Below are 24502 nucleotides of genomic sequence, written 5' to 3'. Positions count from 1 at the left end.
CTTACAGGATCAGGTTATAAGTTCACTTAATAATTATATTTGAGTAACAATGAAATAATTAGAGATAAATCTAATAATATTTATCTTTTTATTACAATTTATATGTTTATTTAAACAGAAGTATTTAGATAAGGTTAAATGAAGTCTTATAAATAACTATTTGCAATGAATATTAAAATACCTATAAATGTGACGATATTAAGTTTATTGAGTGAATTTGAATCGGCCTTAGCTGAAGATAAAAGCAAGCTTCGTATAAATTTACTCTATCAATTGGTAAATTTAACCAAGAATTTACCACATCCAGCTTCAGGTCAAACGTATCAACGCTGGCAACTTTTTGCTCAGATTGCTGGAGTTGATTTAAGTTTGGCGAAGCTCTTTGAGTCACATTGCGATGCTATAAGCATTTTAAATGAATTGGGTTATCAATCAGAAATAGATGACCAGCTTTGGGCCATTTGGGCGGCAGACGGCGGACCAGCTCCATTGCAAGTGAAAGATAACCTCTGTAATGGCATCAAGCCTTGGTGTTCTGGTGCAGAATTTATTCAAAAAGCTTTGATGAGTTATAAAAATCAGCAAGGGCAGGCGCAGCTTTGTATTGTCGACTTAAGTCATTCCTCCATTAGCACTGATTTAAGTAACTGGCATGCAGTCGGAATGCATCCGACACAGACGGCAAGAGTAAGTTTTGAAAATACACCTGTAAAATTGATCGGTCATCCAAATAGTTATTTAAAACGCCCAGGCTTTTGGCATGGTGCAGCAGGTGTTGCGGCTTGTTGGTATGGTGCCGCCGTTGGTTTAGCTGGTTTTTTACAAGAAAGTTGTCAGGTCAGTCCGAATCCTTTTAAAAAATTGTATTTAGGAGAAGTCGCTCAGCAATTAGAAATTACTAAGCAATATTTTCAATATGTTGCTGAACTGATTGATCGCAAACCCATGCTAAATCATGAGCGTGAGATACGAATATTGCGTGCCCAAACAGAGCAATGCTGTTTGAGTGTAATTGAACGAGTTGGGAAAGCATTAGGTGCTCGTCCTTTTTGTGAGGATGCCACTTTTGCACAGCTCATGGCTGATTTGCCGGTGTTTATCAGACAAAGTCATGCTGCTTTTGACTACCAGCAAATTACAGAACTCTGTTTATCGGACCAAAGCCTATGGGAACTTTAAAACATCCTTTGGTCGAAGACCGCGTTATTTTTGGTGAGGGCACCGCCAAAGAGCAATGGTTAAAGGCGTTTAAAGAACAACCTTTAGAGGCTTTAGATCTTGAGTTATTCCGCTCTAAAAGGGTCGTAATTGTTGCTCCACATCCAGATGATGAAGTACTAGGGTGTGGTGGTTTAATGCAGCAACTTATTGCACTGAATTGTAAGATCCTCATTTTAGCGGTAACTAACGGTACGCAAAGTCATCCTAATTCTAGGAAATATTCTCCAGATCAACTTAATATTCTTCGTCCGCAAGAAAGCTTAGAGGCCTTAAATTGTTTAGGGGTATTGCAGTCAACTGAACGTGTAGAACTCAACTTGTTAGATGGCCAGATTCATCTTCAGACCGATCAACTTTGGCAGAGTTTAGATAACATCATTCAAGCTGATGACATTCTCATTTGTAGTTATGCCTTTGATGGTCACCCAGACCATGAAGCAGTAGGTAAGACAGTTCAAGCCTATGCAACAGCTAAGCAGATTTTGTATTTACACGTATTAATATGGGCTTGGCATTGGGCTGAGCCTTTAGACGCGCGAATTGATTGGCGCTCCGCAAAAGCGTACCACTTAACCGAAGAGCAGTTAATTAAAAAACATCAAGCAATTTTGCAGTTTAAAAGCCAGATTGAAGCAGATGAAACTACGGGGAATATGGCAGTTTTGTCTACTTCGATAATTAATCGTCTTTTAATGCCTTATGAGGTTTATTTGAGTGATTCATTCTCGCATGTACTTTGAAGATTTATATCGTCATAACAGTGATCCATGGGGCTATGACTCACATTGGTATGAAGCACGTAAAAGACAAATTTGTCTTGCGCTACTCACAAAACCCCGCTATCCAAAAGTGTTAGAGGTGGGGTGTTCAAATGGACATTTAAGTATTCATTTAGCCCAAAGAGCCGAGTCTCTGGTGTGTATAGATGTTTCTGAGTGTGCTGTTCAGTTAGCTTCCGAGCGCTTACAAGAGTTTGAGCATGTAGTGGTCGAAAATAGAAAAATACCAGAGGACTATTTGGTTCAAAAATTTGATCTGATTTTAATTAGTGAAATGGCCTATTACTTGTCAGCAGATGAATTGCATCAATTTATTGAAAAGTTAAAGCATAGTTTAAATGACAACGGCGAGATTTTGTGTTGCCACTGGCGTCATGAAATTCAAGATTTTGAGTTAAATGCCGAGCAAGTCCACCAAAGTTTTCAGCAACATTTTCCATTTCATCATTATCTCAGCTTAAACGATCCAGACTTTATGATTGATTTGTGGACGGCGAATACTTCCTCTTTAGCACAGCAGGAAAAACTAAGATGAAAATAGGTATTGTTATTCCGGCGCATAATGAAGAGTACTATCTATCAGCCTGTCTACAATCTATTCAGGTGGCTATAGATAATATTAACGGTTATGAAGTAGAAGTGATTGTTGTACTTGATAGTTGTACAGATCAGTCGCGATTGATTGTGCAAAGCCATCAGATCAATTGGATTGAATGTAACTATGCATGTGTAGGGCAAGCACGTGACTTAGGAATTCGTCACTTGATTGAGCGTGGAGTGACTTGGATTGCTTGTACAGATGCAGACACGATAGTCAGTCCAGATTGGCTGCGCTATCAAATCCAGCATCAACCCACAGATGTAATTTGCGGTACTGTGATGTTAGATGACTTGAGCCATCTATCTATGGACAAACAGCAGAAGTACTTGGCACATTATCAAGATCAGATGGATCATGCGCATATTCATGGGGCAAATTTGAGTTTTAGTGCAGAAGTCTATCTGTTAGTAGGGGGCTTTGACCCAATTTCATGTCATGAAGATGTTTCGTTAATCAAGAAATTTATAAAGCATTGTTGCAATATTACTTGGAGCAATCTAGTTCGAGTGACAACAAGTAGTCGGTTAAATGGTCGCGCACCACAGGGCTTATCGTACTTTTTAAATAACCTCTAAGGACTCAAAACATGAGTTCTCCTAATATCGAAATATTCTTTAAGTTTTGTGGGTCATATTTAATATTGATGATATTACCCACCTTATATTGATCGTGATTTTGTTTAGCAATAATCACCTTTAGATTTTCGGTAATAATTTGACCTTGCGCTGCTTGGAATTTTAATTTTATATGACATAAAGGACGATATTGAACTTTAACGAGCGAGTCTTGAAAATACACGACTTCGGCAGAAGTAACGATTCCTCGTTTATATATAAAAAACTTATAAACCAGACTTTTAAGAAAAAAGGTCCAAGCAATATAAATAAAGAATAGGGTAAACCAGATTACTCCAATAAAAGTCAAAAAATCAGAAAATTTCACTTGTTAGAACCAGAATTACTCATTTAAATTATTATTCTAGATGAACCAATTTAGTCGATCTACTCAATAAAAACAATCTAAAACATAAGTAGATAAAATCTCACAGTTAGGTGTGAAAATAAAAAGCATCCTTATTCATTAAGGTAGGTATATAACTTAGTTGTTGTATTTATGACTACATATGTAAACAAGTCTTATTATCAAATGTTTTAACCCTTAAAATTCGAGAAAATAAAGTTTTAAGGGGTAGATGTTGGATTTTTTTAATTTTTTTCGCGAAATTCGGGTTCAGTTAAGCCATTATCCTTGGCTAGAGATGATTGTTTCACTCACTCTTTTGATTTTATTTGCAGCAATAGCAAATTTTATTGCCAAACGAATTATTGTTCGAGGCGTTCGTCATTTAGTCACCAAACTTAAATCACCCAATCAATCAATTTTTGCTCAGCATAGTGTCATAAAGAAATTTGCAAATATTGTTCCTGCTGTTGTGATTATGAATGGTATTGCAACAGTTCCGCATCTATCTGCGAAGTTTATTGCTTTTGTAGAAATGGGGGCGCAAGCATTTATTTTTCTCACGCTCGCACTTACAGTAAGTGAGCTGTTAAATATCTTCAACCTTATTTATCAGCGTAATCCAAAATCTAGAAACAAGCCGATTAAAGGTTACTTACAACTCGTTAAATTAATTTTATTTGTTGTGTGTGGCCTGATGATTTTGGGAACGTTCCTTAAAAAGGATGTGTTCACATTACTTGCAGGTTTTGGTGCGATGGCAGCAGTATTAATGCTGGTTTTCCAAAACACCATTTTGTCATTGGTTGCTAGTGTGCAAATCGCTTCTTATGACATGGTGCGTATTGGCGACTGGATTGAAATGCCATCACTCAATGCAGATGGTGATGTGATTGATATTTCATTGCATACAGTCACTGTGCAAAATTTTGATAAAACCTACACGACCATTCCGACCAATAAGCTGGTTACCGATACATTTAAAAACTGGCGAGGTATGAGCAATTCAGGTTGTCGTCGAATGAAACGTTCACTCTTTCTCGATCAAAGCAGTGTTCATTTCATGAGTGACGAAGAACAACAAAAGCTCAAAGAGTTTTTATTATTAGATCAATATCTGGATGCAAAGAATTCTGAAATTGAAGAGTTCAATAAACAGTTAAGCAATCAATCCCGTTATAACAAGCGCCGTTTAACCAATATCGGAACATTCAGAGCCTATGTAGAGTTTTATTTGCGCCAGCATAAGGGGGTTGCCCAAAATCAAACCATCATGGTTAGACAATTACAGCCGACCAGTCAGGGCTTACCTTTAGAAATCTATGCATTTACCAATACCATTGCATGGGTTTCTTATGAAGCAATTCAGTCCGATATTTTTGATCATTTAATTGCGATTCTTCCCGAGTTTGGTTTACGTGTTTACCAAGCACCTTCGGGTCATGATTTGCAAAGATTAACGGCAGAGATTAACCCAAATTAAGATTTAAGCTGCCCATAACAAATCCTAAATTATTTTTGAAAAAGCTCCCATAAGGGGGCTTTTTTTAATTTTTCTTAATCTAGCATGTCTTACTTAATCTTTATTTTAAAAGACTAATTCAAATTTTTGACCGTTCTGACATAGGAATTGTCCTTTAATGATATTAACAAGTTCCTTTTTGGAACTTAATGTGTAGCTATCTTGAGGAAGAGAAAAAGAACATGTACCCAAACACATTCAAGGATATGGCATCTAAAACTTTATGGCTTTCTGATATTCATGCGGGTCACTGGGGAATTGCGAGCCATCCTGATTTAATCGCATTGCCTATTCGTAACTATATTCAAAAGCTCACTGCATAAAAAATAATCACGCCGGAGGCCTAAGATGAAAAATGATTTAAAGCTCGCATCGCCATTTGTATTTAAGAAAAAAATTACGTTAAAAAATAGGCTGATTAAATCAGCTTTAAGTGAAGCATTGGCTCATACCGATGGGCGACCGAGTAAAGAGCTGATTCAGTTATATCGAACATGGTCTCAGTCTGGAGCTGGGGTTTTGATTACCGGTAACGTGATGATTGACTCTAGAGCAATAGGTGAACCGGGTAATGTCATTATCGAAGATGAAAAAGATTTTGACCTCATCAAAGAGTGGGCAGAAGTTGCTAAATCTGGTGGTACTGAAATCTGGATGCAAATAAACCATCCTGGTAAACAAGCAATTCGAGGGTTAAATAAAGAAACGGTTTCACCTTCTGCTGTGCCGTTTGGCCCGAAAATGGCAGCAGTTTTTGCGACACCACGAGAGTTAACTCATGATGAAATTGAAGATCTGATTCAACGCTATGCAAATACCGCTGAGATTGCCAAGAAAGCAGGGTTTACAGGTGTTCAGTTACATGGTGCACATGGTTATTTAATTAGCCAGTTTCTTTCTCCGCATCATAACCGCCGTACAGATCAATGGGGCGGAAATATAGAAAATCGACGTAGATTTGTGCTTGAAATTTATAAGGAAATTCGTAATCGAGTTGGGCCGGACTATCCGGTAAGTATTAAATTAAACTCAGCCGATTTTCAAAGAGGCGGTTTTACCGAAGAAGAATCGCTAGCAACCATTCAAGCATTGGATGAAGTAGGTATCGATTTAATCGAAATTTCTGGCGGAACCTATGAAAAACCGATTATGCAATTGGGTAAATCCAAAGCTTCAACCCTCTCTCGTGAAGCTTACTTTCTCGACTTTGCTAAAAAAGTGCGTGAACAAAGTAAAGTGCCACTTATGGTGACAGGTGGGTTTAGAAGTCTGCAAGGAATCGAAAGTGCTTTATCAAATAATGATTTAGATTTTATTGGTCTTGGCCGAATTTTCGCAATTGAACCGTTGGCATCAAAACGGCTATTAAGTGGGCTTGAAACTATTAATCAAGTTAAACCATTAACTACAGGTTTTAAGTTTATTGATAATTTGGGGTCATTAGAAATTACTTGGTATACGCGTCAAATGCATAGATTAGGACGGGGGAGCTTACCAATTCCAAATGAAAATGGACTCAAATCTTTTATTTTAGATATTAAAGATAAAGGACTGGGTATTTTCAAGACTCGTCGATTACGTGCATCTTAAAAATTATGAAATAAATTTTCATATCAGTGAGGGCATAAGTTATGTCGGCAAATCACCAAATACAAATATCTCGGTTCAGCTTCGTAGCAAAGCTTATGGGTTACAGCTTTATTCTATTTTTTGCTGGAGGGGTCCTTCTTATCTTTTTAAATATTCCTGCTATTTTACTTCAATTTGAATGGGGTGAATTTCTGGTTCGATTAGTTCGCTGGGGAGAGGTGCATGGTGGAGCTGAACATTACGAGTTGATGATCTCAGCCATCTATATTGTATGGGGCTGGTTTCTTTTGAAAGCGGCCAAAGAGCCTTTAAAGAACTATATGTTTTTTGAATTTACCATGGTTGCAAATATTGCTCACTTCGGTGCAATGCTTGTTATGGGTTTGGTCATGACACATGAATCTCCACATTTAATTGGAGATGTATTGTTGGGATGGGTCATTCTCTTAATTTATATTTATTTCTGGTGGCCTATTAGGAAAATATATAAATCTGATCATAATTTGATTCAGTCCGTTTAAGAACGAAATGGTGAAGGGTGACGGAAATTGAACTCGAACCCTTCACTGTAGATTATCCTGCAAACCAAATGTTCTGATGATCACACATGGGGCTCAAATGCTTAATGCGTAGATTGTCCTGCTCAAAATTACCAAAACCTCCAGCAATATCTAACTCATTGCCTACGGCAACTAGCTTACCTTTATAAATTAAGGTTTCTTTTTCAGAATCCCATTGAGCGGTGTTTTCCGGAAAAATAATGAGGATATCGTTCACATAGAGGCACTCTTGTTTTAGCTGCAATATTCCTTTTAAGCGAGCTGATGCAGAAACGCCATTAAACTGATAAACAGGAAGTTTCACCGCACTTGTATTTTCGTTCGCCTCTTGCCGCTGACATCCCGCCAGAAGAGCAAATACAACTGCGCAAATCAATTTATTATTAATACCCAATTTTGTTCCTATAGGGGCTTTCATATAATTTTGATAGTAATGGACAAATGTTGCATATCAACATTTACATTGTTAGAGAAGATTTCATCTCATTCACTCACATGAGTAATTCTTAAATCATTATAGTTTATTTATTTGTATATTGTTATATTTTTCATCTATGTATTGAGACAAAATGCGCCGTGTCATCTTTTATGAAAAGGTATTTGTAATTTATTTTTAACCTTAATTTTATCTTAAGGCATAAACTTTTAGATAGCAGCTAATGAAAGTATGTTTGGGAACATACAATGATGAGTCATGAGAATTTATCTAAAACCTTGAGTAAAGTTCCAGAAGTCACCTTATTATTCTGGATCATAAAAATTGCAGCTACAACGCTAGGTGAAACCGCTGGAGATGCGCTATCCATGTCCCTTAATTTGGGATATGTAATCAGTACGGCAATTTTTGCAGTGATCTTTGCAGTATTTGTCGGACTACAAATTAAAGCTAAAAACTATAATTCATTTTTTTACTGGGCTACGATCATTGCCACTACGACCTTAGGGACGACGATTGCCGATTTCGTTGATCGAACTTTAGGCGTGGGCTATGCAGGAGGGAGCTTAATACTACTTATTTTATTAGGCCTATCTCTGTTCGTTTGGTATTTAAGCTGCGGCACAATTTCAGTAAAAAGTATCCAGTCTGCAAAAAGCGAAGCCTTCTATTGGTTAACTATCATGTTTTCTCAAACATTAGGGACAGCTTTGGGCGATTGGACGGCTGATACACAAGGCTTAGGGTATACGAGCGCTGCTTTAATCTTTGGCACATTATTGTTGGTTTTGGCAATCTGTTATTTTTATACCAAAATTTCAAGAACCTTATTATTTTGGTTGACCTTTATTCTTACCAGACCTCTAGGTGCGGTATTGGGAGATTTTCTGGATAAACCTATTGCACATGGTGGATTAGAACTAAGCAGATTTAGTGCGTCTTTCGTTTTATTGGCTTTCATTGTTGTCTGTTTAATGGTCTTTAAACCTAGAGCAGCACAGACATCTCACTGATGATTCCTTAGCTAAATAATCAGTTCGAGTAAGTTGAATCATATGAATAGATCAATCTGAATCCTTTAACTCTAACATTTGATGAATGCTCATGAATCGTTATTGAATGAATTCAGTATGTGTATTCATAAAGGATGAGTTCTATTTTTATATTTGGCTTACCTCCTGCGGTGAAATATGACGTGTTATCCACCAAAAAAGCAGTGCCAATAGACTAACACCTGCGCCTAGCGTACACACGCCAAGCCATCCCGCATAGGCATAAGTCGCCGTTGTGCTGATTGCACCTAATCCACTGCCGATCGCATAAAACAACATGTAGAGACCCACAAGCCGGCTATGCGCTTCTGGACGAGTACGAAAAATCATACTCTGGTTGGTTACATGGAGGGCTTGTCCGCCTAAGTCCAATAATACAATGCCAATCACCAGTGCCCAGAGTGAGTAACTCATAAGTGAGAGTGGTCCCCAAGCAAGCAGTAATATGAAGAGTGCTACCGCGCTTGTACGCTGAGCATATCCGCGGTCAGCCCAATAACCCGCACGTGCAGCAGCCAAAGCACCCACAACTCCGACGAGTCCAAAAGACCCAATAATAGTATGCGAAAAACGATATGGCGGCTCACTCAACGGTAGGACCAGTGCGCTCCAAAAAATATTGAATGCAGCGAACATGAGTAAAGCTAAGACACCGCGCACTTGTAATACTTTTTCTTGGCGCAGCAGTTTTAGCATCGACGCCAGAAGTTGCGGGTAGCGCATGGTAACGGGCTGAACCTCTAAATGAGGAAGACGTTTCCAAAGGGGTAATGCAATCATAAGCATGATAACGGCTGCACAAACATACACGCCGCGCCAACCCGCTAAATCGCTAATTCCTCCTGAAAATACACGAGCAAGCAGTAAACCAATGAATACACCACTTTGTGCAGTGCCAACCACATGTCCTTGCTCATGTGGGAGAGCGGCACTCGCAGCATAAGCAATAAGCCCTTGAGTCATGGCCGTACCGAGTAAACCTACGGCAAGCATTCCTACCAAAAGAATAATTGTAGAGTGAGCAAAGGCAACCACGAGTAATGCCGAGATCAAAGCCAGTAATTGCATAGCCATTAAGCGATGCCGATTTACAAGGTCACCCAATGGCACTAAAAACACGAGGGCAAGGGCGCAACCTATTTGAGTAGCTGTAACTACACCACCAATGGCGGCATGACTAACATTAAAGTTCTTGGCTAATATATCGAGCAAGGGCTGCGCATAATAGACATTTGCTACGCTTGCACCACTTGCTATAGCAAACAGCAAAATTACGCCACGGGGCATGTTTGAAAGCGGTTTATCGCTTTCTGCGTGTGAAGAAGATGCAAGAGAAGCTTTCATGGGCCTAAATCCATTTAATCTGGTTTTAAAATGCAACTAGTTGAATGTTAAGTCTACTAGTTTTAAAATGCAACTAGATAACTTGTTACTGATGATTGGTAAGGAAACTTAATGACGCACTCTACATTGTTAAAAGATGAACCTTGTCCAGTTGCGCGCTGCGTCAATCTGATAGGCGACCGCTGGTCATTGTTGATTGTGCGTGATGCATTTGATGGAATGCGCCGTTTTGGAGATTTTCAGCGCAGCTTAGGAGTGGCGCGAAATATTCTTTCTGACCGACTAAAAAAGTTAGTGGATGCAGGTGTACTTGAAATGCAAGATGCTTCGGATGGCACGGCTTATCAAGAATATGTATTGACCGATAAAGGGGAGAGTTTATTTCCAGTGGTTGTAGCTTTACGACAATGGGGAGAACAGAACCTATTTGAAAGTGGTGAGCGCCACTCTCTGTTAATTGATAAAACTACAGGCGAGCAAATTCCATTTATGGCGCCAGTCGCGGCAGATGGAACAGTGTTGAGAGCTTCTAATACTCAAGTGCAAAAGGTGAAATAAAATAAGACAAAACAAAAATAACCTTTTTTAACTTAAATTTGCAGAGATTAGTTGGTAACCTTGCGCGTCAAATTAAGGTGAGATTATGAGATTTATATTCCTCTTTATAAGCGCGATTTCAATTCAATGTTATGCAGCATCAGAAGCAATGGAACTTCATTACTGTGAAACTGTGAAGAAAGCAGCGAGTGGGGTGATGGATGCTAGACAACATGAAGTGCCAGCTAAAGAGTTACATGACATCGCCAATCATCTTGAAGAGCAACAAGCCAAACAACTTTATCAAGAGCTTATCAAATCTGCATATTCTTCAAAGTTATTTGAAGACCCTCTCATTAAGTCCAAAGCTGTCGAAAATTTTCAAACCACTTGGCATGAGCAATGTTTGGCAAAAGAATTGGCTAAAAATATTTGAGGGTGTGAGTAGGAAATAGCTAACCGAAAGGCCAGAGAAAACTTTATTCCTATATCTTATTTGTAGTTTCTATTAATACTAATTTATATAGCGGTTCTTATTACGAAGTATTAGAAATCTACAGATCTAGACAAGCGTACTATTCTGAACTGGGCTTTAGTCAGATGGATCTTTAATTTCATTGATAAACAAGAAGGTAAGACGATTGTCGAAGTAATCAAAGAATTTAAAAAAGCTAAAGATGATATTCAAAATAGTTAACCGCCTTAGGGGGCGGTATTATTAAATAGCTCTATTATATTCCTGTCATCTGTCGGAATTAATCAAATGATTTAAAGACTTGTTTATACTAAATGTTCAAAATAAAAACAGGATAACGCCGTGAAAAAGATAATTTTAGTAACAGTAATGGGTTTCAGTGGAGTAAGTAGTGCTTTTGCCGAGTGCTCTTATATCTTTGATGCGACCTTACAAGATATAAAAGCTTTTGAAGTAGCAAACGGAGCAAACTCAGCTAATTATCGTTATGCAGAGCAAGTTGCTAATATAAATAATACGAATCAGTCTGGTTATGACGTTATAAATTATTATTCAAATAAAGATGTCGATAAGCTTTTAGCTTCAAAAAAATATATTCAATTTAAAACTCAATATACCTCTAATACGCCAGACAATGTTGCCATAGTAGATAAACCTATTACTACTTCGGATATTTTTGCTCAAGAGTTCATTTTTGATGTGAATAATCTCAAGGTTAATCTTGGCACTACTTCTCAGATGTATGAGTATGGTTTTGTTATTACTGGATCTTCACAATCTAAAGTGGAGTTAACATTAAATTTAATGTTTGCAAAAGGTAATAACTATTCAGGTGTTATAAATGGAGACTCAATCGTTTCTTTAGGTGTTACATATAAATCTGATGGAAATGGTCATTTAACACTCTTGAGTGCTAATAGAACCAGTAATCCGGTACAAGTTCCAGCAGATGGAAAGGTTAGAGTAGGTATTTATGTAAATCAAAATACTAAACAGGTTGGCTATATTGTTAATGGAGTGAACTACGGCTACTTAAATCTTACTATGGAAAATAAATTAAAATATATCAGCTTCATGGGAGCTATCAACCAAGATCATTTTGCCAACTCTGCCTTGACAGGTAAAACAGTGGGACTGCAATTGATTACTGATAAGTCAAAAATGCAGTTTACCTATCCTACTGGAGCTAAGGACATTTGCGGGGTAGCTTTATAAAAAGCAAATTGAATTAACGAATTTTTATTAACAGCCACCTTCGGGTGGTTCTTTTTTATAAAAGAGTAGTTTTGGAGGTTTAATTTAATTTCTATTAAGTGTTTGAAAGTATTGTATTATTTTTTATTAATAGTTAAAATCTTCGTCACTTTTAATAATATTAATTTTATTAAAGTTTCATATAAATATTTGATTAATATAAGGGTTTTTTAAATGTTGAGATGGCTTATCTTTCTTGTTATTCCTATCATGCTTCCAGGTTCTTTATATCCTCTGCTGATTGAGTTAACTAAAGCATTTAATGATATATCTCAAAGAGTTGTTGCCCTTATAGTTATGTATATTGTAGCTGCTTTTATTGCTGCGACAGTAACTTATGAAAATAATCCATATGGTAATAAATTGAAACCTGTCATTGTAGTGTTATCAATTGGAGCATTATTATTTTTTATTTCTTCAAAAACTTTAATCGCGATTATTTATCTGATTGTAAGTATATTTATAGTTGTAAAGTGGCATAAGAAATTTAAGGATAAGCCTCTGTCTAATTGAATATCAATTTAACTAATTAAGAATATTTAAACCTAACCCGCATATGCGGGTTTTTTATGTCTAAAGGAAACTGAAATGAACATTGAACAATATCTTGATGATTTAATTAAGCGTGAAGGTGGTTACGTGAATAATCCCGCAGATCGAGGAGGGGCAACAAAGTACGGCATTACTGAAGCAGTAGCACGTACAAATGGTTTTAAGGGCAATATGAAAGATTTACCACTTGATGTAGCTAAATCTATTTATCGGAAACAGTACTGGACAGCACCGCGATTCGATCAATTAAATACTATTAGCTCAGCAGTAGCTGAAGAGTTATTAGATACCGGTGTGAACTGTGGTACCAGCTTTGCAAAGCCACTGTTACAACGGGCTTTGAATCTACTAAATAACAATGGTAAAGCAGGGTGGCCAGATTTATCAGTAGATGGGATTTATGGACCAGCAACTCTTAATGCACTCAAAACTTATCTAGCCAAACGTGGAACAGAAGGAGAAAAGATATTAGTTCGAGTGCTAAATATCATGCAAGGCCAGCGTTACATTGAAATCTGTGAACGGAATCCTACCCAAGAACAATTCTTTTACGGTTGGATCGCTAACCGCGTTTCACTATGAAGGTTCTGATTTCGCTGTGTATTCTACTTTCAGGATGCACAGCTCATACTATCAATAATAATGTAAGTGTTGGCATTTGTATTAAAGCTCTCTAAGGAGAGCTTTTTATAAAATTTTTAACTGTAAAAACCTAGTGCATAATTGTCCATACTAATTTAACTAGCGGTAACTTTCCTGCTAAATGGGTTAGTGGTTTGATCTTTAGCATACTTTTGTTTGATCACCACAGTTCCTGCAATAAAGTCATGAATTGCACGTTTTCTTTTATTAAAAAGTAAAACTATGAACTCGCTCCAGAACCATGCCTGATTCAATAGGTTTATTAAACCATACCAAGTGGGTAACAATAGTACTAAGTATTTTGCCCGATCTACCCATTCCGCATTAAGATAAATATCTGAATCAGCATGGTTTAAAGCTATGAGTTGGGCTGTAACTACAAAACAGGTAATGACAATTTCTACTGAAGATCTTAGTACAGCTTCTTTAAGACCGATCTTATGACCATTAGTTAGAGTTATCTGGATACCTACTACCATTTTTCCGATAGTCGCACCAAATTTATAATGAAAATAAATTATATATAAATAAAATAGAGGAGTTAAAATAATTGTAGTGAGCATTGCAGTTAGCATTGAGATACTTTGAATGTAATAACTGATAAACATTACAGGTATGAATACAATTATATCAATAATTGCAGCACCTAGACGTTTCCAAAAACCAGCAAAGACCTTTTCACTATTGATTTCGATGGGTAAAAATTCCATTTTTATTCCTTTAGTTAGAATTTATAAATTAATTTTTATTAATGCAAAATATTATAGTTAGTTTAATTAATAGTAAACAAAATTAATAAGAACAAATTTTATTGTGATAATCTCTATGTGATAACTATTTTATATATATTAGTCCATAGGTCCAGCTAGCCAGTAACCATGATTTGCGCAAGCCTCCGGAACAGAAGGGGTGACTCGTGTAGATTTTACTTCATATGAACCACCTCCTATTGATATCTCTTCGCCAATTAAAACAGATCGATTTGAAAAACCATTGGTAATTTTAAATTTACCATTTCCTAAATTTTCTAATTTGCTTCCATAGCGCCAAATAATTAATGGACCCATTTCGTCGCCCAGTCTGATACATCCATTTTTATCTGCAATAAGCTTTCCATGTGTTGAAGCCATCATTGAAATATTACTTCTCGTATTGCTTGTGATAAGTATCGGTGGAATAAAGATCTCTTCATTGTTAGCTATACTAGGCTTTACCATGCAAGATGTTAGGCTAAAAGCCATTAAAGATGCTAAGAATTGTATTTTCATATAAGGGCTTTTTCTTTACTTTTTAGTAATTGGTTCTATAAGTTAATTGATAATAATCCCTTGATTTAGATCACAAGTAGTATCAGGTTTAACGATCCAGTTGTAGTCATTCAAATTAAGGGGATATGCTTCTCCACTACCATAAGCAATAGTGTCACCCTCCTTATATTGTTTTGAGTCAACAATTAAAAGATGCTTATTGCTATCCCAATGAGCATCTTTAGTTGCAAAAACGGGAAGGACTCGATCACTTACATGCATTAAATAGACACACGAGCCTTCAATCTTGATTTGTGCTTCACTATAGCTTGCATTATCAGTACCACCTGAGTAAACAATTTTCGGCACAATAACCCTATTTTGAAGCTGAGGAGGATTAGTACATCCATTAAGTAAGATGACTAATCCAGTTAGAAGTGTGATTAAAATATTTTGTTTATTCATAATTGGAATGTCTTCTATTGCAGGGATGCACCGTTCATACGATTAATAGCAATGTTAGTGTAGGTATTTATGTGAAAGCTCTGTAAAAATATTTCAAGTATAAGAAAAATAAATCTTTAATCGAAATTTATTATTTAGATATTAAAAAATCAGATTTATAAAATTATCAATTTTTAATTTGTAACTTAATGTTTCACATCTGCATTAAAATAAGTATATATTAAATAAATAACAATCTATTAGCATTTTTCTATGCTTGTAATAAAACAGGAAAGGAATATTGAAAAAAAATAAAAGGTAGAATAGTCTGTTCACCATATACAGATCGGTTTACTTGTATATAGAAAAATAAGATAAAGGTATTAATAAATAGCTGGGTGATTACATGTTAAAAGAACCAAGAGAAACAATGGAACAACTGCCAAGTGTTTTTCAACCTTTTTTAACTTGGTTAACTGGAGCGGCTTCTAAAGCTGAGTTATTAAGGGTAGACATAAATAAAAAACCTCCTTCACCAATTTATCATGTTGTTCTAGCTTTTTTAAAATGCATGATTGGAGTTGTAATTAGTTATACTTATTTTTACTATGAATATTATATTCTTTTGATAATAGGTTGGATAATAACTGTATCGGGTATGCGTAAATTACAAGTAGTAATTTATCATAACTGTGCACATGGTATGATTTTTAATGATGAAAAAAATAATAAAATCCTAGGGTGGTTTATTTCAATAGTATTACTTATAAAAAATTATGATCAATATAAAGTAGAGCATTTGGCTCATCATAGTTCTAGAAAGTTGCTAACTAGAGATGATGATACATTGGTATTTTTGATGGATCATCTAGGTATTAATTCAAAAGATAGTGTTAAAGATATGTGGAGGAAACTATTAATAACTATTTTTTCACCTATAGCACATATTAGATTTTTACTAGGTAGATTAAATACAGGTATGTTTTCTACTAATATTTCATTTTCATTAACTTGCATTTTATTTTGGTCATTATTAGTTTTAATAGTTTTTTTCTTTAATATAGAAGAAATCTTTGTAATTGTTTGGATGGTTCCACTTATTATAGGTTACCAAATTAGTGCAACTTTACGTTTAGTAGCTGAACATAGATGGCCGCCAGTAGATATTTTACAAAAAAGAGAAAGAGCCTTTATTTCATTATCAACTTCTTCAGTATTTCTTGGTAGAGAATTAAAAGTAAACCCAGAATTTTCATTACTCTCTCGCTATATAAAAATTTTATTATGGTGGGGGGAAATGCTTAGTATTCATTTATTTTTTCGATTATTTGTATTAGTCGGCGATACACCATGTCATGACTATCATCATCGTAGACCTACGGCTAAAGACTGGACTCGTTACGCTTATGCGAGAAAAGCTGATCAGGAAAAGGGGTGTGTAGGCCATACACACAATTATTTGGATAGCTGGGGATATATAGAAACAGTTAATTCAAACTTTAAATCATTCTCTGAAGCTGCACCATATTATCAACATAGGTAAATTATTATGAAAGCAATTGTATGTACTATTCCATCAGATTCTCATAGCTGGAATCTTGTCTTTATGAGTCTATTTTTACAAGATCATGGATATGATGTTGTAAATTTAGGAGCCTGCACTCCTATATCATCAATTCTTCAAGAAATTTATAGAAATAGACCAGATTTAATATTAGTAAGTACTGTAAATGGTCATGGTTATATTGAAGGAGTTGATATTGCTAAAAAACTAAAAAGCAATAATGCTACTAAAAATATTAAATTAGTAATAGGTGGTAAGGTTGGTGTTTCAGGTGATGAAAATATTAAACATTTAGAAGTTTTAGTTAATTCTGGGTTTGATGGTGTGTTTATAGAAAATAGCTCCTCTGATGGATTAAATGAATTTATATTATTTCTAGAAAGTATTGGTAAAGAAATAAATGTAGCTTAAATTCTGATTATTAAAGAAAGATATAAATATGGAAAATGTACTTGTTTATTGTTTGGTGACTTTTACTGTAGTTTACTGTCCGGGGCCAATGACTATGTTTTCCTTGGCGAATGGTATGTCCATGAGTAAAATGTCATCAATTGCAGGAATACTTGGAGGTACAACTGCCTATATTGCTCAAATATTAATTACTTTTTATTCTTTGAAAGTTATTGCATCATATTCAGAACAAATATTCCAAATAATTAAAATATTTGGCGCTTTATATTTTTTCTGGATGGCATATAAGCAATTTACCTCTAAGGGTATTTCTTTTATAAAATCTGATACTAAAAAAAATGAAAGTCTTATTACAACCTATTTAAAAGGTTTGATTATTGCAGGAACTAATCCAAAATCAATAATTTTTTTTAGTGCCCTGTTTCCTCAATTTATTGTTCAGAATGAGTCATATATATATCAATTTTTATTGCTGAGTTCTATTTATTTGTTTATTCAATTTACGAGTGGATTGTCATATGTTTTCTTTGGTGAAAAAATATTAAGTTTCTTTTCTAGTCGAAGTAATATTATAACCCAAACACGTGTAATAGGTGGTATGTTCTTAGTTATTGGAGTTTTTTTCCTGATATAAAATTAGTCTAAAACCAATTAAATAAATTAAAAAATTATCCGGTGGAAAATATGATAGATTTTAATGATTATGTAATTCAAGCTCATAAAATAAATAAAATATGTGGACAACCACGTATGGGCTTTTCCAATATTATAGAAATGCAAACTGGTTTGCTTGCTGTTGCGTCTTTAGAAATGCATTCAGTTTGTACAATTACCTTAGACAGTTTTACACGAGTAAACAATTTTGAAGCACCCTTAATTGCCAGAAAAAATAATAAACCTTTAAATGGTTATCCTATTGTCAGTTACTCTATTAACGAAACTAAGGATATGATTGATGAAATTTTTGAAAAATTTAAGAAGCCGATTCAAGTCCGACACGGATCATCGAAACCCAGCCAGATCTTTCAACGACTTGTAGATGTAGGTATAAGCGCTACTGAAGGAGGTCCAATCTCATATTGTCTACCTTATAGTCAGACTCCAATTAGAGAAGCGGTTAGAGAATGGCAAAAATCTATTGAGATCTTTCAAAGTATAGGCTCAAGTGCACATATTGAAAGTTTTGCTGGGTGTATGTTAGGACAATTATGTGAACCTACGCTTCTCAATTCACTCAATATTCTTGAGGGTATATTTTTTCAGAAGCATGGTTTACAAAGTATGTCTTTTAGCTATGCCCAAGGAACATCATCGATACAAGATTATGCAGCCTTAGCAGCTTTACAGCTTTTGATTAAAAAATACTTACCTTCAATAAGACATCATATTGTACTTTACAGTTATATGGGGGTTTTCCCTGAAACTATTCTAGGGTCCACTCGAGTGATTAGAGATAGTGTGCGTGTTGCAAAAAAAGCTTCAGTTTCAAGAATAATTGTTAAAACCCCTTTAGAGTCAAAAAGAATCCCTTCGATAGTGGAAAATATAGCTTCACTTGAATTTGTTGATCATTGTTATGCAGATGAGGTTGATGAGCTTTATCTAGATATAGGTGAAAGAGATCGTATATTTAATGATGCCTGTGTCTTAATTGATAGCGTTTTGAGCCTAGACTCAGAGATTGCTAATTGTTTGTCTTCAGCATTTAATAAAGGAATTCTAGATGTACCTTATTGTATTCATCCTGATAATAAAAATAAAACACAAGTTATGATAGATGAAAAAGGATACTTAAAATGGTCATCAATTGGTCATATGCCAATATCAAAATCAAGTTGTATAGACGTTAAGAATGCAGGAAGTATGTCTCATATTTTTTTAAATAGTTTGCATTTTACTAGAAAAAAATATGATAGTTTGAAAATAAATTAAATTATTGAAACTAAATATTATTATCAAAAGAAAAGGATAGATTAATGAAAGCAGTACAATTTTATAATTACGGGAATCCAGATGTCTTAATTTATGAAGATATTGATGAGCCTAATCTTGGTACTGATGAAGTCCTTATTAAAGTATCAAAAGCAGGCGTAAATTTCTCTGATATATATCAAAGGAGTGGAGTGAATCCAGTTTCCAACTTACCTTATGTTCTCGGACAAGAAGGAGCTGGCATCGTCGTAGCATCAAAAAATAATGTATTTAAAATAGGTGATCGAGTTGCATGGATTTCTTCAAATGGTTCATATGCAGAATATATAAAAATTTCAGATCATCGCATAGTTCATATACCTGAGGATATTAGTGAGGAATTAGCTGCATCCTGTTTGATGCAAGGAATTACCGCTCAATATCTATCAACATCTACATATCAAATAAATGATAAAACTATAGCTTTTGTTCATGCGGGCGCAGGGGGAGTGGGTTCAATTCTTATCCAAATGCTTAAAAACAAAGGTGCTAAAGTTATTACAACTGTCTCATCCTCTAAAAAAATTCCTTTAGTACAATCACTTGGAGCTGATTTAGTTATACAAACAGATATTGAAGATTTTGTACAAAAAACTCGAGATTATACTAATGGAAAGGATGTAGATGTTGTTTATGACTCTATTGGCTTGACTACATATGAACGTAGTATTTCATTAGTAAAACCGTTGGGAACTTTTGTTTTATTTGGACAGTCAAGTGGAAAGGTGCCCCCAATAGATCCAATGTTATTCTCTAAGCAAGGTTCAATTTTTTTTACACGTCCAACTCTTGCTACCCATATTGCTAAACAAGAGGAATTTCAAAAAAGAGCTCTTGAAGTTTTTGAATATATTCGTAATAAAAAAATAAATATTACCATAAGTCGAATGTTTCCCTTAGAGCAAGCTGTGGATGCTCACCGGGCTTTAGAAAGTCGTGAAACTACAGGGAAAATTCTATTAACGGTTAAATAGATTAAATAATATTTAAGTTATATTTAAGGAGTTGTTGTGGAAAAACAATTAAATAAAAAAAATTCAGAATTATATTTAATTGATTTTAATCAATGGTTGCAATTGCCTTTGAATGAATCTATAGAAAAAATAATTAATACTGCTGATTTAAATGATTTATTATTGAATATAGGCGAAGAACTGCAAGAAAAATATATAGAAAATATAGATAAAATATTGAAATCAGCATTTTCTTTAAAGGATAATAAGTCTTCTAAAGAGATTCATTTAACGTTATATTCTTTATATAATCTACAAATATGCGATCCCTTGTCAACACAGTCTTATAATCAACATAATTATTTTTTATATAAAATAAGACAGAAAATAGAGTCTTATTGGCTTGATTCATTAAAAATAGATTTTATTTCTCATACTTTCGAATCAACGGAAAAAGTTTCACAATCAATTATATCATTATGTGAAAAAAAACGACTATCCAACCATCCTTTGTTTGACTTTCTTGCTAAAGATGCGAACAAAAAACAGTTATATACTTTTTTTCAAAGTGACTATGATTTAAATATTAGATTTTTTGATTTATTAGTTTTAGCCCTTATTAACTCTCCTTCAAGTGCACGTAAAGAAATGATAAAAAATTTGTGGGATGAATCTGGAAGAGGTAATAATAGTGAAACACATGTAAATATGTTTAATGATTTAATTGAGAATCTATCTATAGAAAATAAAGAACAGATTCGAGTTCATGATAGCTGGCAAAAAGCTGCAGGTTATAATTTATTTATGTTCGCGGCACTTAATCGTCAGCATTATTTCTTCTTGCTAGGTATTATGGCCGCTACTGAAATTATTGACCCTCAATCTTATTTAAAAGTAATAGAAGCATGTAAGAGACACAATATTGATGAGCGTCTTTATCGATACTATACAGAACATGCTGATATCGATGTTGAGCATGCTAAGGGATGGCTTACATATGTTATTGAACCCTTAGTTGAAAAAATAGATGTTAAACAAAGCATCCTCATGGGGGCTTATCATCGTCTCAAAACGTGTAAAGATTACTATGATAGTTTATATGAACATCTCAAAACTATATAAGTAATTTTTTTGCAGCATCCCAAGCATCTTTTGCAGAATTTTGATTTCCCATTAATTGTGCAGAAAGTGTTGCTCCATCTAAAAGCATCATAATAACTGATGCGATATTTTCTGCATTTTGATTGGGTAACAACTCTTCAACGATCTCTGTTATTCTTGTAATTAAAGTTTGTTTTTGGTTGGCTGCAATTTTATGAATTTCTTCACCTTTATCAGGAAATTCAGTTGCAGCTTTTGCAAAAAGGCAACCTGTAAATGTCTGTGTATTAAACCATTCATTATGCCAATCAAAAATAAGTTCTAATTTCTTTAAAGCATCTGTTTCTTCACCGAGTTTATCTTTAAGTGATATTTGGCATTCATAATCTCTTTGTTTTAAAACGGCAATAATTAGATTTTCTTTAGATGAAAAATGTTTATATAAAGTTTTTTTTGAAACCTCAGCTTCTTTAATAATATAGTCTACACCAACCGCATGGTAACCAAATTTACTGAAGAGGTCTGTAGCAGTCTCAATAATTAGAGATCTTTTACTGGATTCCAGCATATATTTATACCAAAAATTTAATTGAAAATAATTAATCTATTCTTAAAATAGCAAGATTTGCTTTATATTTTTGATTGTAGCTCATCTAAAGATATATAAAAATGAAAATATTTCATGTAAAACGATAATTAATTTGAAAAAAATTCTTTGTGTAATATAGTTAATAAATATAGTTTTTAATTGTGATATATGTCGCGTATTTTTAATTATTATTGAATTAAAACTCATAATTAAGTTTGAATATTTAGATATAGTTTTAAAAACGAAGAATTGTATTTATCTAAATTACTTTTTTTAAAGCTATTTGTATTGAATAATTCTACACTCAGCTATTGTGTGACAATGATTATCTTTAAATTTAATGAATCAAAGCCCCAATTAAGGGGCTTTTTTCTATGCAGCACTCAGCATTTTCGCAATTTCTGAAGCTGTAGGATTGTAATAAGTATTTACTAAAACACTAATCGTTTTATGGCCAGTAATCTTGGCAAGGATTTCTACTGGCAAACGGTAGTCATGCACAAAACGGGTAATAGCTTCATGGCGTGAGTCGTGGAACGTAATAATACCATCTAAGCCAACTCTCCGTAAGTTACGTTGCCATATTAATCTAAATGCATTCGAGGTTAGAGGAATCATACGGTCATCGTTAGGATCATCTGGTAGCCAAGAAAGTAGCTCTTTTTTCTGCCTTCTTCTTGATAGTACTGTTCAAAAAGAGCGTAGAAGGAGATATGGAGTTTTTCAGGCTCAGGGTTAGTCTGTTCAGATTGTAATTCTAATAATTTTTTTGCGGCCCATTGTTCACACTCACTCGCAGTATCTCGAGTAGCTGTGTGACGTTTACCTAGATAACGAACAGTGATGCGTCACGCGTCCCCGCGCTTAACCGGCTTTTGCATAATAACACTCCAAATTTCGTGGTGTCGCAACGGAAATATAAAGCGTTTTTGAATGCGAATTTTGACTATTTTGAGTAGTCAAAGCTAACCAATAGACAATAAAAAAACCACCTAATTCTTTCGAATTAAGTGGTTTTTAAATTTTGGAGCGGGAAACGAGACTCGAACTCGCGACCCCAACCTTGGCAAGGTTATGCTCTACCAACTGAGCTATTCCCGCAATGTGAGCACATTATAGAGTGTTTCACTAAAGTGTCAACACTCTTGTGATTTAATTGAACATTTAATCAGCACGACGCCAAACTGTCCCTTGACGCGTATCTTCTAATACAACACCTTGGTCAAGCAAAGACTGACGAATACCATCTGCTTTAGCAAAGTCTTTAGCTTTTTTCGCATCAACACGTTGTTGAATAAAATCTTCAATTTCAGCATCAGACAAAGTAAGCGCTTCTTGTCCAATATCGGATTTTAAGAAATCATCTACATTGTGTTGTACCAAACCTAAAATGTTGGTGAGGTGACGTAGTGTCGAATAAAGCACAGTCGCTTGGTCAGCTTGCTCTTCTTTTACAGCACGGTTTAACTCTTTGTTCAGTTCAAACAATACAGCCATTGCTTCGGCTGTGTTGAAGTCATCACACATTGCATTGTTAAAACGTTCAACAAAGCTTTGATCAAGCGTTTCAGTTGTCGTTTGACCGTACACTTGTTGGTAAGCTTTAAATGAATGATAGAAACGAGTTAAAGAAGTTTTTGCTTCTTTGAGTGCGACATCAGAGAAATTCACAGGACTACGATAGTGTGAAGACACAATAAAGTAGCGAATCACTTCAGGGTGGAATTTTTCCATCACGTCACGAATAGTAAAGAAGTTGCCTAAAGACTTAGACATCTTTTCACCATCAACGTTAATGAAGCCAACATGCATCCAGTAGTTTACATATTGTTCGCCAGTTGACGCTTCACTTTGCGCAATTTCATTTTCATGGTGCGGGAACATTAAATCTGAACCACCACCATGAATGTCAAAGTGATTGCCTAAGCAGCAAGTCGACATTGCAGAACATTCAATGTGCCAACCCGGACGGCCATTACCCCAAGGAGATGCCCAAGATGGTTCATTTTCTTTGGCATGTTTCCAAAGTACAAAGTCAAACGGATGTTTCTTTTCAACTTCTACATCAACACGCTCACTCGCGCCAGCTTGCATATCATCAAGCTTACGGCCAGAGAGGCGACCATATTTCTCAAATTTGGTCACTTCAAAATAAACATCGCCATTTGAAGCAGGGTAAGCAGAGCCTTTATTGACCAGATTGCCAATCATGTTTTGCATCTGGTCAATATATTCAGTCGCTTTAGGTGCTTCATCAGGTGCAGCACAGCCTAGGTTGGCTGCATCTTCGTTCATTGCATCAATGAAACGAGTGGTAAGCTGCTGAATGGTTTCGCCATTTTCATTCGCGCGTTTAATGATTTTGTCGTCAATGTCGGTAATGTTGCGAATATAGCGAACATTCCAGCCTTGACTACGCAAGAAACGAATAATGTAGTCAAATGCAACCATAACTCGAGCATGCCCGATATGACAGTAATCGTAAACGGTCATACCGCAGACGTACATATCGATGTGACCTTCTTTGCGAGGTACAAATTCAACTTTTTTTCGTTGCTCAGAGTTATATAAAACAAACGGTTGCATAAGGGTTTTCAAACACTCAACAAAAACAGTGTTACATCATAACTGATGCATCATTTTTCACAAAGTTTTATGCAAGAATTTTATAAGCTTGTGAAATCTTATACATTTAAA

General features: G+C 35.1%; 28 protein-coding genes, 1 tRNA gene and 2 pseudogenes. 21 read left to right on the top strand and 10 right to left on the bottom strand.

Annotated features, from left to right (window positions below):
• Positions 1-165 precede the first annotated feature (165 nt).
• Genes OD757_RS05905 through OD757_RS05890 form a run of 4 tightly spaced genes read left to right on the top strand, consistent with a single transcriptional unit; the run spans position 166 to position 3176 of the window.
• The gene (locus OD757_RS05905) at positions 166-1179 is read left to right on the top strand and encodes an acyl-CoA dehydrogenase (protein ID WP_263031193.1); all 1014 of its coding nucleotides are present in this window, start codon (positions 166-168) and stop codon (positions 1177-1179) included.
• Positions 1167-1961 (top strand): PIG-L deacetylase family protein, encoded by a 795-nt coding sequence (locus tag OD757_RS05900; RefSeq protein ID WP_263031192.1) that lies wholly within the window; start codon positions 1167-1169, stop codon positions 1959-1961. The genes OD757_RS05905 and OD757_RS05900 overlap by 13 nt, the downstream gene beginning before the upstream one ends.
• Positions 1936-2535 (top strand): class I SAM-dependent methyltransferase, encoded by a 600-nt coding sequence (locus tag OD757_RS05895; RefSeq protein ID WP_263031191.1) that lies wholly within the window; start codon positions 1936-1938, stop codon positions 2533-2535. Before OD757_RS05900 ends, OD757_RS05895 begins: the two co-directional genes overlap by 26 nt.
• Positions 2532-3176, top strand: coding sequence for a glycosyltransferase (locus OD757_RS05890; RefSeq protein WP_263031190.1), 645 nt, complete (start codon positions 2532-2534; stop codon positions 3174-3176). Before OD757_RS05895 ends, OD757_RS05890 begins: the two co-directional genes overlap by 4 nt.
• Before the next feature lie 4 nt (positions 3177-3180).
• Here OD757_RS05890 and OD757_RS05885 read toward each other — a convergent pair whose 3' ends face one another.
• The gene (locus tag OD757_RS05885; protein WP_263031189.1) at positions 3181-3543 is read right to left on the bottom strand and encodes a DUF3592 domain-containing protein; all 363 of its coding nucleotides are present in this window, start codon (positions 3541-3543) and stop codon (positions 3181-3183) included.
• Between the two features lie 253 nt (positions 3544-3796).
• Here OD757_RS05885 and OD757_RS05880 point away from each other — a divergent pair, with 253 nt between their 5' ends.
• The 4 genes from OD757_RS05880 to OD757_RS05865 all read left to right on the top strand — a co-directional run bounded on the left by OD757_RS05880 (position 3797) and on the right by OD757_RS05865 (position 7194).
• A complete protein-coding gene (locus OD757_RS05880; RefSeq protein WP_263031530.1) occupies positions 3797-5044 on the top strand; it encodes a mechanosensitive ion channel family protein in 1248 nt (415 codons plus the stop codon).
• 188 nt (positions 5045-5232) lie between these two features.
• Positions 5233-5406 (top strand): hypothetical protein, encoded by a 174-nt coding sequence (locus OD757_RS05875; protein WP_263031188.1) that lies wholly within the window; start codon positions 5233-5235, stop codon positions 5404-5406.
• A 25-nt stretch (positions 5407-5431) separates the two neighbouring features.
• Entirely contained in the window at positions 5432-6673 is a 1242-nt protein-coding gene (locus OD757_RS05870; protein WP_263031187.1) for an NADH:flavin oxidoreductase/NADH oxidase family protein, read from the top strand.
• Positions 6674-6714: 41 nt separating this feature from the next.
• Positions 6715-7194 (top strand): DUF6632 domain-containing protein, encoded by a 480-nt coding sequence (locus OD757_RS05865; protein ID WP_263031186.1) that lies wholly within the window; start codon positions 6715-6717, stop codon positions 7192-7194.
• A gap of 52 nt (positions 7195-7246) precedes the next feature.
• Here the strand turns inward: OD757_RS05865 and OD757_RS05860 are convergent, their stop codons facing one another.
• Positions 7247-7651: a hypothetical protein gene (locus tag OD757_RS05860; protein ID WP_263031185.1), complete on the bottom strand. Its 405-nt coding sequence runs from the start codon at positions 7649-7651 to the stop codon at positions 7247-7249.
• 266 nt (positions 7652-7917) lie between these two features.
• On the opposite strand from OD757_RS05860, the gene OD757_RS05855 reads away from it, so the two are divergent.
• On the top strand, positions 7918-8682 hold the full coding sequence (locus tag OD757_RS05855) for a hypothetical protein (protein WP_263031184.1): 765 nt from the start codon (positions 7918-7920) through the stop codon (positions 8680-8682).
• A gap of 147 nt (positions 8683-8829) precedes the next feature.
• Here OD757_RS05855 and OD757_RS05850 read toward each other — a convergent pair whose 3' ends face one another.
• Complete coding sequence (locus OD757_RS05850; protein WP_263031183.1) at positions 8830-10065, bottom strand: MFS transporter; 1236 nt, start codon at positions 10063-10065, stop codon at positions 8830-8832.
• A 111-nt stretch (positions 10066-10176) separates the two neighbouring features.
• Between OD757_RS05850 and OD757_RS05845 the strand changes: the two genes are divergently transcribed.
• The 6 genes and pseudogenes from OD757_RS05845 to OD757_RS05820 all read left to right on the top strand — a co-directional run bounded on the left by OD757_RS05845 (position 10177) and on the right by OD757_RS05820 (position 13465).
• A complete protein-coding gene (locus OD757_RS05845; RefSeq protein WP_263031182.1) occupies positions 10177-10623 on the top strand; it encodes a winged helix-turn-helix transcriptional regulator in 447 nt (148 codons plus the stop codon).
• An 85-nt stretch (positions 10624-10708) separates the two neighbouring features.
• Positions 10709-11038, top strand: coding sequence for a hypothetical protein (locus tag OD757_RS05840; protein WP_016138707.1), 330 nt, complete (start codon positions 10709-10711; stop codon positions 11036-11038).
• A gap of 150 nt (positions 11039-11188) precedes the next feature.
• Positions 11189-11299 (top strand): annotated as a pseudogene (locus OD757_RS05835) (hypothetical protein); the annotation flags it as partial.
• Between the two features lie 120 nt (positions 11300-11419).
• Positions 11420-12292 (top strand): DUF4882 domain-containing protein, encoded by an 873-nt coding sequence (locus tag OD757_RS05830; RefSeq protein ID WP_263031181.1) that lies wholly within the window; start codon positions 11420-11422, stop codon positions 12290-12292.
• Between the two features lie 213 nt (positions 12293-12505).
• Positions 12506-12844: a hypothetical protein gene (locus OD757_RS05825; protein WP_263031180.1), complete on the top strand. Its 339-nt coding sequence runs from the start codon at positions 12506-12508 to the stop codon at positions 12842-12844.
• A gap of 75 nt (positions 12845-12919) precedes the next feature.
• Entirely contained in the window at positions 12920-13465 is a 546-nt protein-coding gene (locus OD757_RS05820; protein WP_263031179.1) for a glycoside hydrolase family 108 protein, read from the top strand.
• A 155-nt stretch (positions 13466-13620) separates the two neighbouring features.
• On the opposite strand, the gene OD757_RS05815 is transcribed toward OD757_RS05820, so the two are convergent.
• The 3 genes from OD757_RS05815 to OD757_RS05805 form a co-directional block, all read right to left on the bottom strand.
• Positions 13621-14235: an RDD family protein gene (locus OD757_RS05815; RefSeq protein ID WP_263031178.1), complete on the bottom strand. Its 615-nt coding sequence runs from the start codon at positions 14233-14235 to the stop codon at positions 13621-13623.
• Positions 14236-14373: 138 nt separating this feature from the next.
• Positions 14374-14793 carry a hypothetical protein gene (locus OD757_RS05810; RefSeq protein ID WP_263031177.1) on the bottom strand — a complete coding sequence of 140 codons (420 nt, stop codon included), beginning with the start codon at positions 14791-14793 and terminating at the stop codon, positions 14374-14376.
• 42 nt (positions 14794-14835) lie between these two features.
• Positions 14836-15237, bottom strand: coding sequence for a hypothetical protein (locus OD757_RS05805; protein ID WP_263031176.1), 402 nt, complete (start codon positions 15235-15237; stop codon positions 14836-14838).
• 385 nt (positions 15238-15622) lie between these two features.
• On the opposite strand from OD757_RS05805, the gene OD757_RS05800 reads away from it, so the two are divergent.
• From OD757_RS05800 to OD757_RS05775, 6 genes are read left to right on the top strand one after another with little or no spacing between them, the layout of a single operon-like run.
• On the top strand, positions 15623-16759 hold the full coding sequence (locus OD757_RS05800) for a fatty acid desaturase (protein ID WP_263031175.1): 1137 nt from the start codon (positions 15623-15625) through the stop codon (positions 16757-16759).
• Positions 16760-16765: 6 nt separating this feature from the next.
• A complete protein-coding gene (locus OD757_RS05795) occupies positions 16766-17191 on the top strand; it encodes a cobalamin B12-binding domain-containing protein (protein WP_263031174.1) in 426 nt (141 codons plus the stop codon).
• A 28-nt stretch (positions 17192-17219) separates the two neighbouring features.
• Entirely contained in the window at positions 17220-17825 is a 606-nt protein-coding gene (locus OD757_RS05790) for a LysE family translocator (RefSeq protein WP_263031173.1), read from the top strand.
• Between the two features lie 50 nt (positions 17826-17875).
• The gene (locus OD757_RS05785) at positions 17876-19123 is read left to right on the top strand and encodes a hypothetical protein (protein WP_263031172.1); all 1248 of its coding nucleotides are present in this window, start codon (positions 17876-17878) and stop codon (positions 19121-19123) included.
• A 44-nt stretch (positions 19124-19167) separates the two neighbouring features.
• Complete coding sequence (locus tag OD757_RS05780) at positions 19168-20136, top strand: quinone oxidoreductase family protein (RefSeq protein ID WP_263031171.1); 969 nt, start codon at positions 19168-19170, stop codon at positions 20134-20136.
• Between the two features lie 36 nt (positions 20137-20172).
• Positions 20173-21237, top strand: coding sequence for an iron-containing redox enzyme family protein (locus tag OD757_RS05775; RefSeq protein ID WP_263031170.1), 1065 nt, complete (start codon positions 20173-20175; stop codon positions 21235-21237).
• Here OD757_RS05775 and OD757_RS05770 read toward each other — a convergent pair.
• From OD757_RS05770 to cysS, 4 genes and pseudogenes are all read right to left on the bottom strand, one after another.
• Positions 21230-21784: a TetR/AcrR family transcriptional regulator gene (locus OD757_RS05770; RefSeq protein ID WP_263031169.1), complete on the bottom strand. Its 555-nt coding sequence runs from the start codon at positions 21782-21784 to the stop codon at positions 21230-21232. The two genes, OD757_RS05775 and OD757_RS05770, sit on opposite strands and share 8 nt — an antisense overlap.
• A 393-nt stretch (positions 21785-22177) precedes the next feature.
• Positions 22178-22650 (bottom strand): annotated as a pseudogene (locus tag OD757_RS05765) (tyrosine-type recombinase/integrase).
• A 180-nt stretch (positions 22651-22830) separates the two neighbouring features.
• Positions 22831-22906: transfer RNA gene (locus OD757_RS05760), tRNA-Gly, on the bottom strand.
• A gap of 63 nt (positions 22907-22969) precedes the next feature.
• Entirely contained in the window at positions 22970-24391 is a 1422-nt protein-coding gene (gene cysS / locus OD757_RS05755; RefSeq protein WP_263031168.1) for a cysteine--tRNA ligase, read from the bottom strand.
• Positions 24392-24502 lie beyond the last annotated feature (111 nt).

This window comes from Acinetobacter sp. AYS6 (assembly GCF_025630795.1).
GTDB lineage: Bacteria > Pseudomonadota > Gammaproteobacteria > Pseudomonadales > Moraxellaceae > Acinetobacter.
The sequence above is the reverse complement of the archived record's forward strand: the minus strand, read 5'-3'. Positions and strand labels throughout refer to the sequence as shown.

Coding starts and splice junctions, on each gene's coding strand:
- OD757_RS05905 (WP_263031193.1), top strand. CDS start 166: ATGAATATTAAAATACCTATAAATGTGACGATATTAAGTTTATTGAGT.
- OD757_RS05900 (WP_263031192.1), top strand. CDS start 1,167: ATGGGAACTTTAAAACATCCTTTGGTCGAAGACCGCGTTATTTTTGGT.
- OD757_RS05890 (WP_263031190.1), top strand. CDS start 2,532: ATGAAAATAGGTATTGTTATTCCGGCGCATAATGAAGAGTACTATCTA.
- OD757_RS05875 (WP_263031188.1), top strand. CDS start 5,233: ATGTGTAGCTATCTTGAGGAAGAGAAAAAGAACATGTACCCAAACACA.
- OD757_RS05870 (WP_263031187.1), top strand. CDS start 5,432: ATGAAAAATGATTTAAAGCTCGCATCGCCATTTGTATTTAAGAAAAAA.
- OD757_RS05865 (WP_263031186.1), top strand. CDS start 6,715: ATGTCGGCAAATCACCAAATACAAATATCTCGGTTCAGCTTCGTAGCA.
- OD757_RS05860 (WP_263031185.1), bottom strand. CDS start 7,651: ATGAAAGCCCCTATAGGAACAAAATTGGGTATTAATAATAAATTGATT.
- OD757_RS05855 (WP_263031184.1), top strand. CDS start 7,918: ATGATGAGTCATGAGAATTTATCTAAAACCTTGAGTAAAGTTCCAGAA.
- OD757_RS05850 (WP_263031183.1), bottom strand. CDS start 10,065: ATGAAAGCTTCTCTTGCATCTTCTTCACACGCAGAAAGCGATAAACCG.
- OD757_RS05845 (WP_263031182.1), top strand. CDS start 10,177: ATGACGCACTCTACATTGTTAAAAGATGAACCTTGTCCAGTTGCGCGC.
- OD757_RS05840 (WP_016138707.1), top strand. CDS start 10,709: ATGAGATTTATATTCCTCTTTATAAGCGCGATTTCAATTCAATGTTAT.
- OD757_RS05825 (WP_263031180.1), top strand. CDS start 12,506: ATGTTGAGATGGCTTATCTTTCTTGTTATTCCTATCATGCTTCCAGGT.
- OD757_RS05820 (WP_263031179.1), top strand. CDS start 12,920: ATGAACATTGAACAATATCTTGATGATTTAATTAAGCGTGAAGGTGGT.
- OD757_RS05815 (WP_263031178.1), bottom strand. CDS start 14,235: ATGGAATTTTTACCCATCGAAATCAATAGTGAAAAGGTCTTTGCTGGT.
- OD757_RS05810 (WP_263031177.1), bottom strand. CDS start 14,793: ATGAAAATACAATTCTTAGCATCTTTAATGGCTTTTAGCCTAACATCT.
- OD757_RS05805 (WP_263031176.1), bottom strand. CDS start 15,237: ATGAATAAACAAAATATTTTAATCACACTTCTAACTGGATTAGTCATC.
- OD757_RS05800 (WP_263031175.1), top strand. CDS start 15,623: ATGTTAAAAGAACCAAGAGAAACAATGGAACAACTGCCAAGTGTTTTT.
- OD757_RS05795 (WP_263031174.1), top strand. CDS start 16,766: ATGAAAGCAATTGTATGTACTATTCCATCAGATTCTCATAGCTGGAAT.
- OD757_RS05790 (WP_263031173.1), top strand. CDS start 17,220: ATGGAAAATGTACTTGTTTATTGTTTGGTGACTTTTACTGTAGTTTAC.
- OD757_RS05785 (WP_263031172.1), top strand. CDS start 17,876: ATGATAGATTTTAATGATTATGTAATTCAAGCTCATAAAATAAATAAA.
- OD757_RS05780 (WP_263031171.1), top strand. CDS start 19,168: ATGAAAGCAGTACAATTTTATAATTACGGGAATCCAGATGTCTTAATT.
- OD757_RS05770 (WP_263031169.1), bottom strand. CDS start 21,784: ATGCTGGAATCCAGTAAAAGATCTCTAATTATTGAGACTGCTACAGAC.
- cysS (WP_263031168.1), bottom strand. CDS start 24,391: ATGCAACCGTTTGTTTTATATAACTCTGAGCAACGAAAAAAAGTTGAA.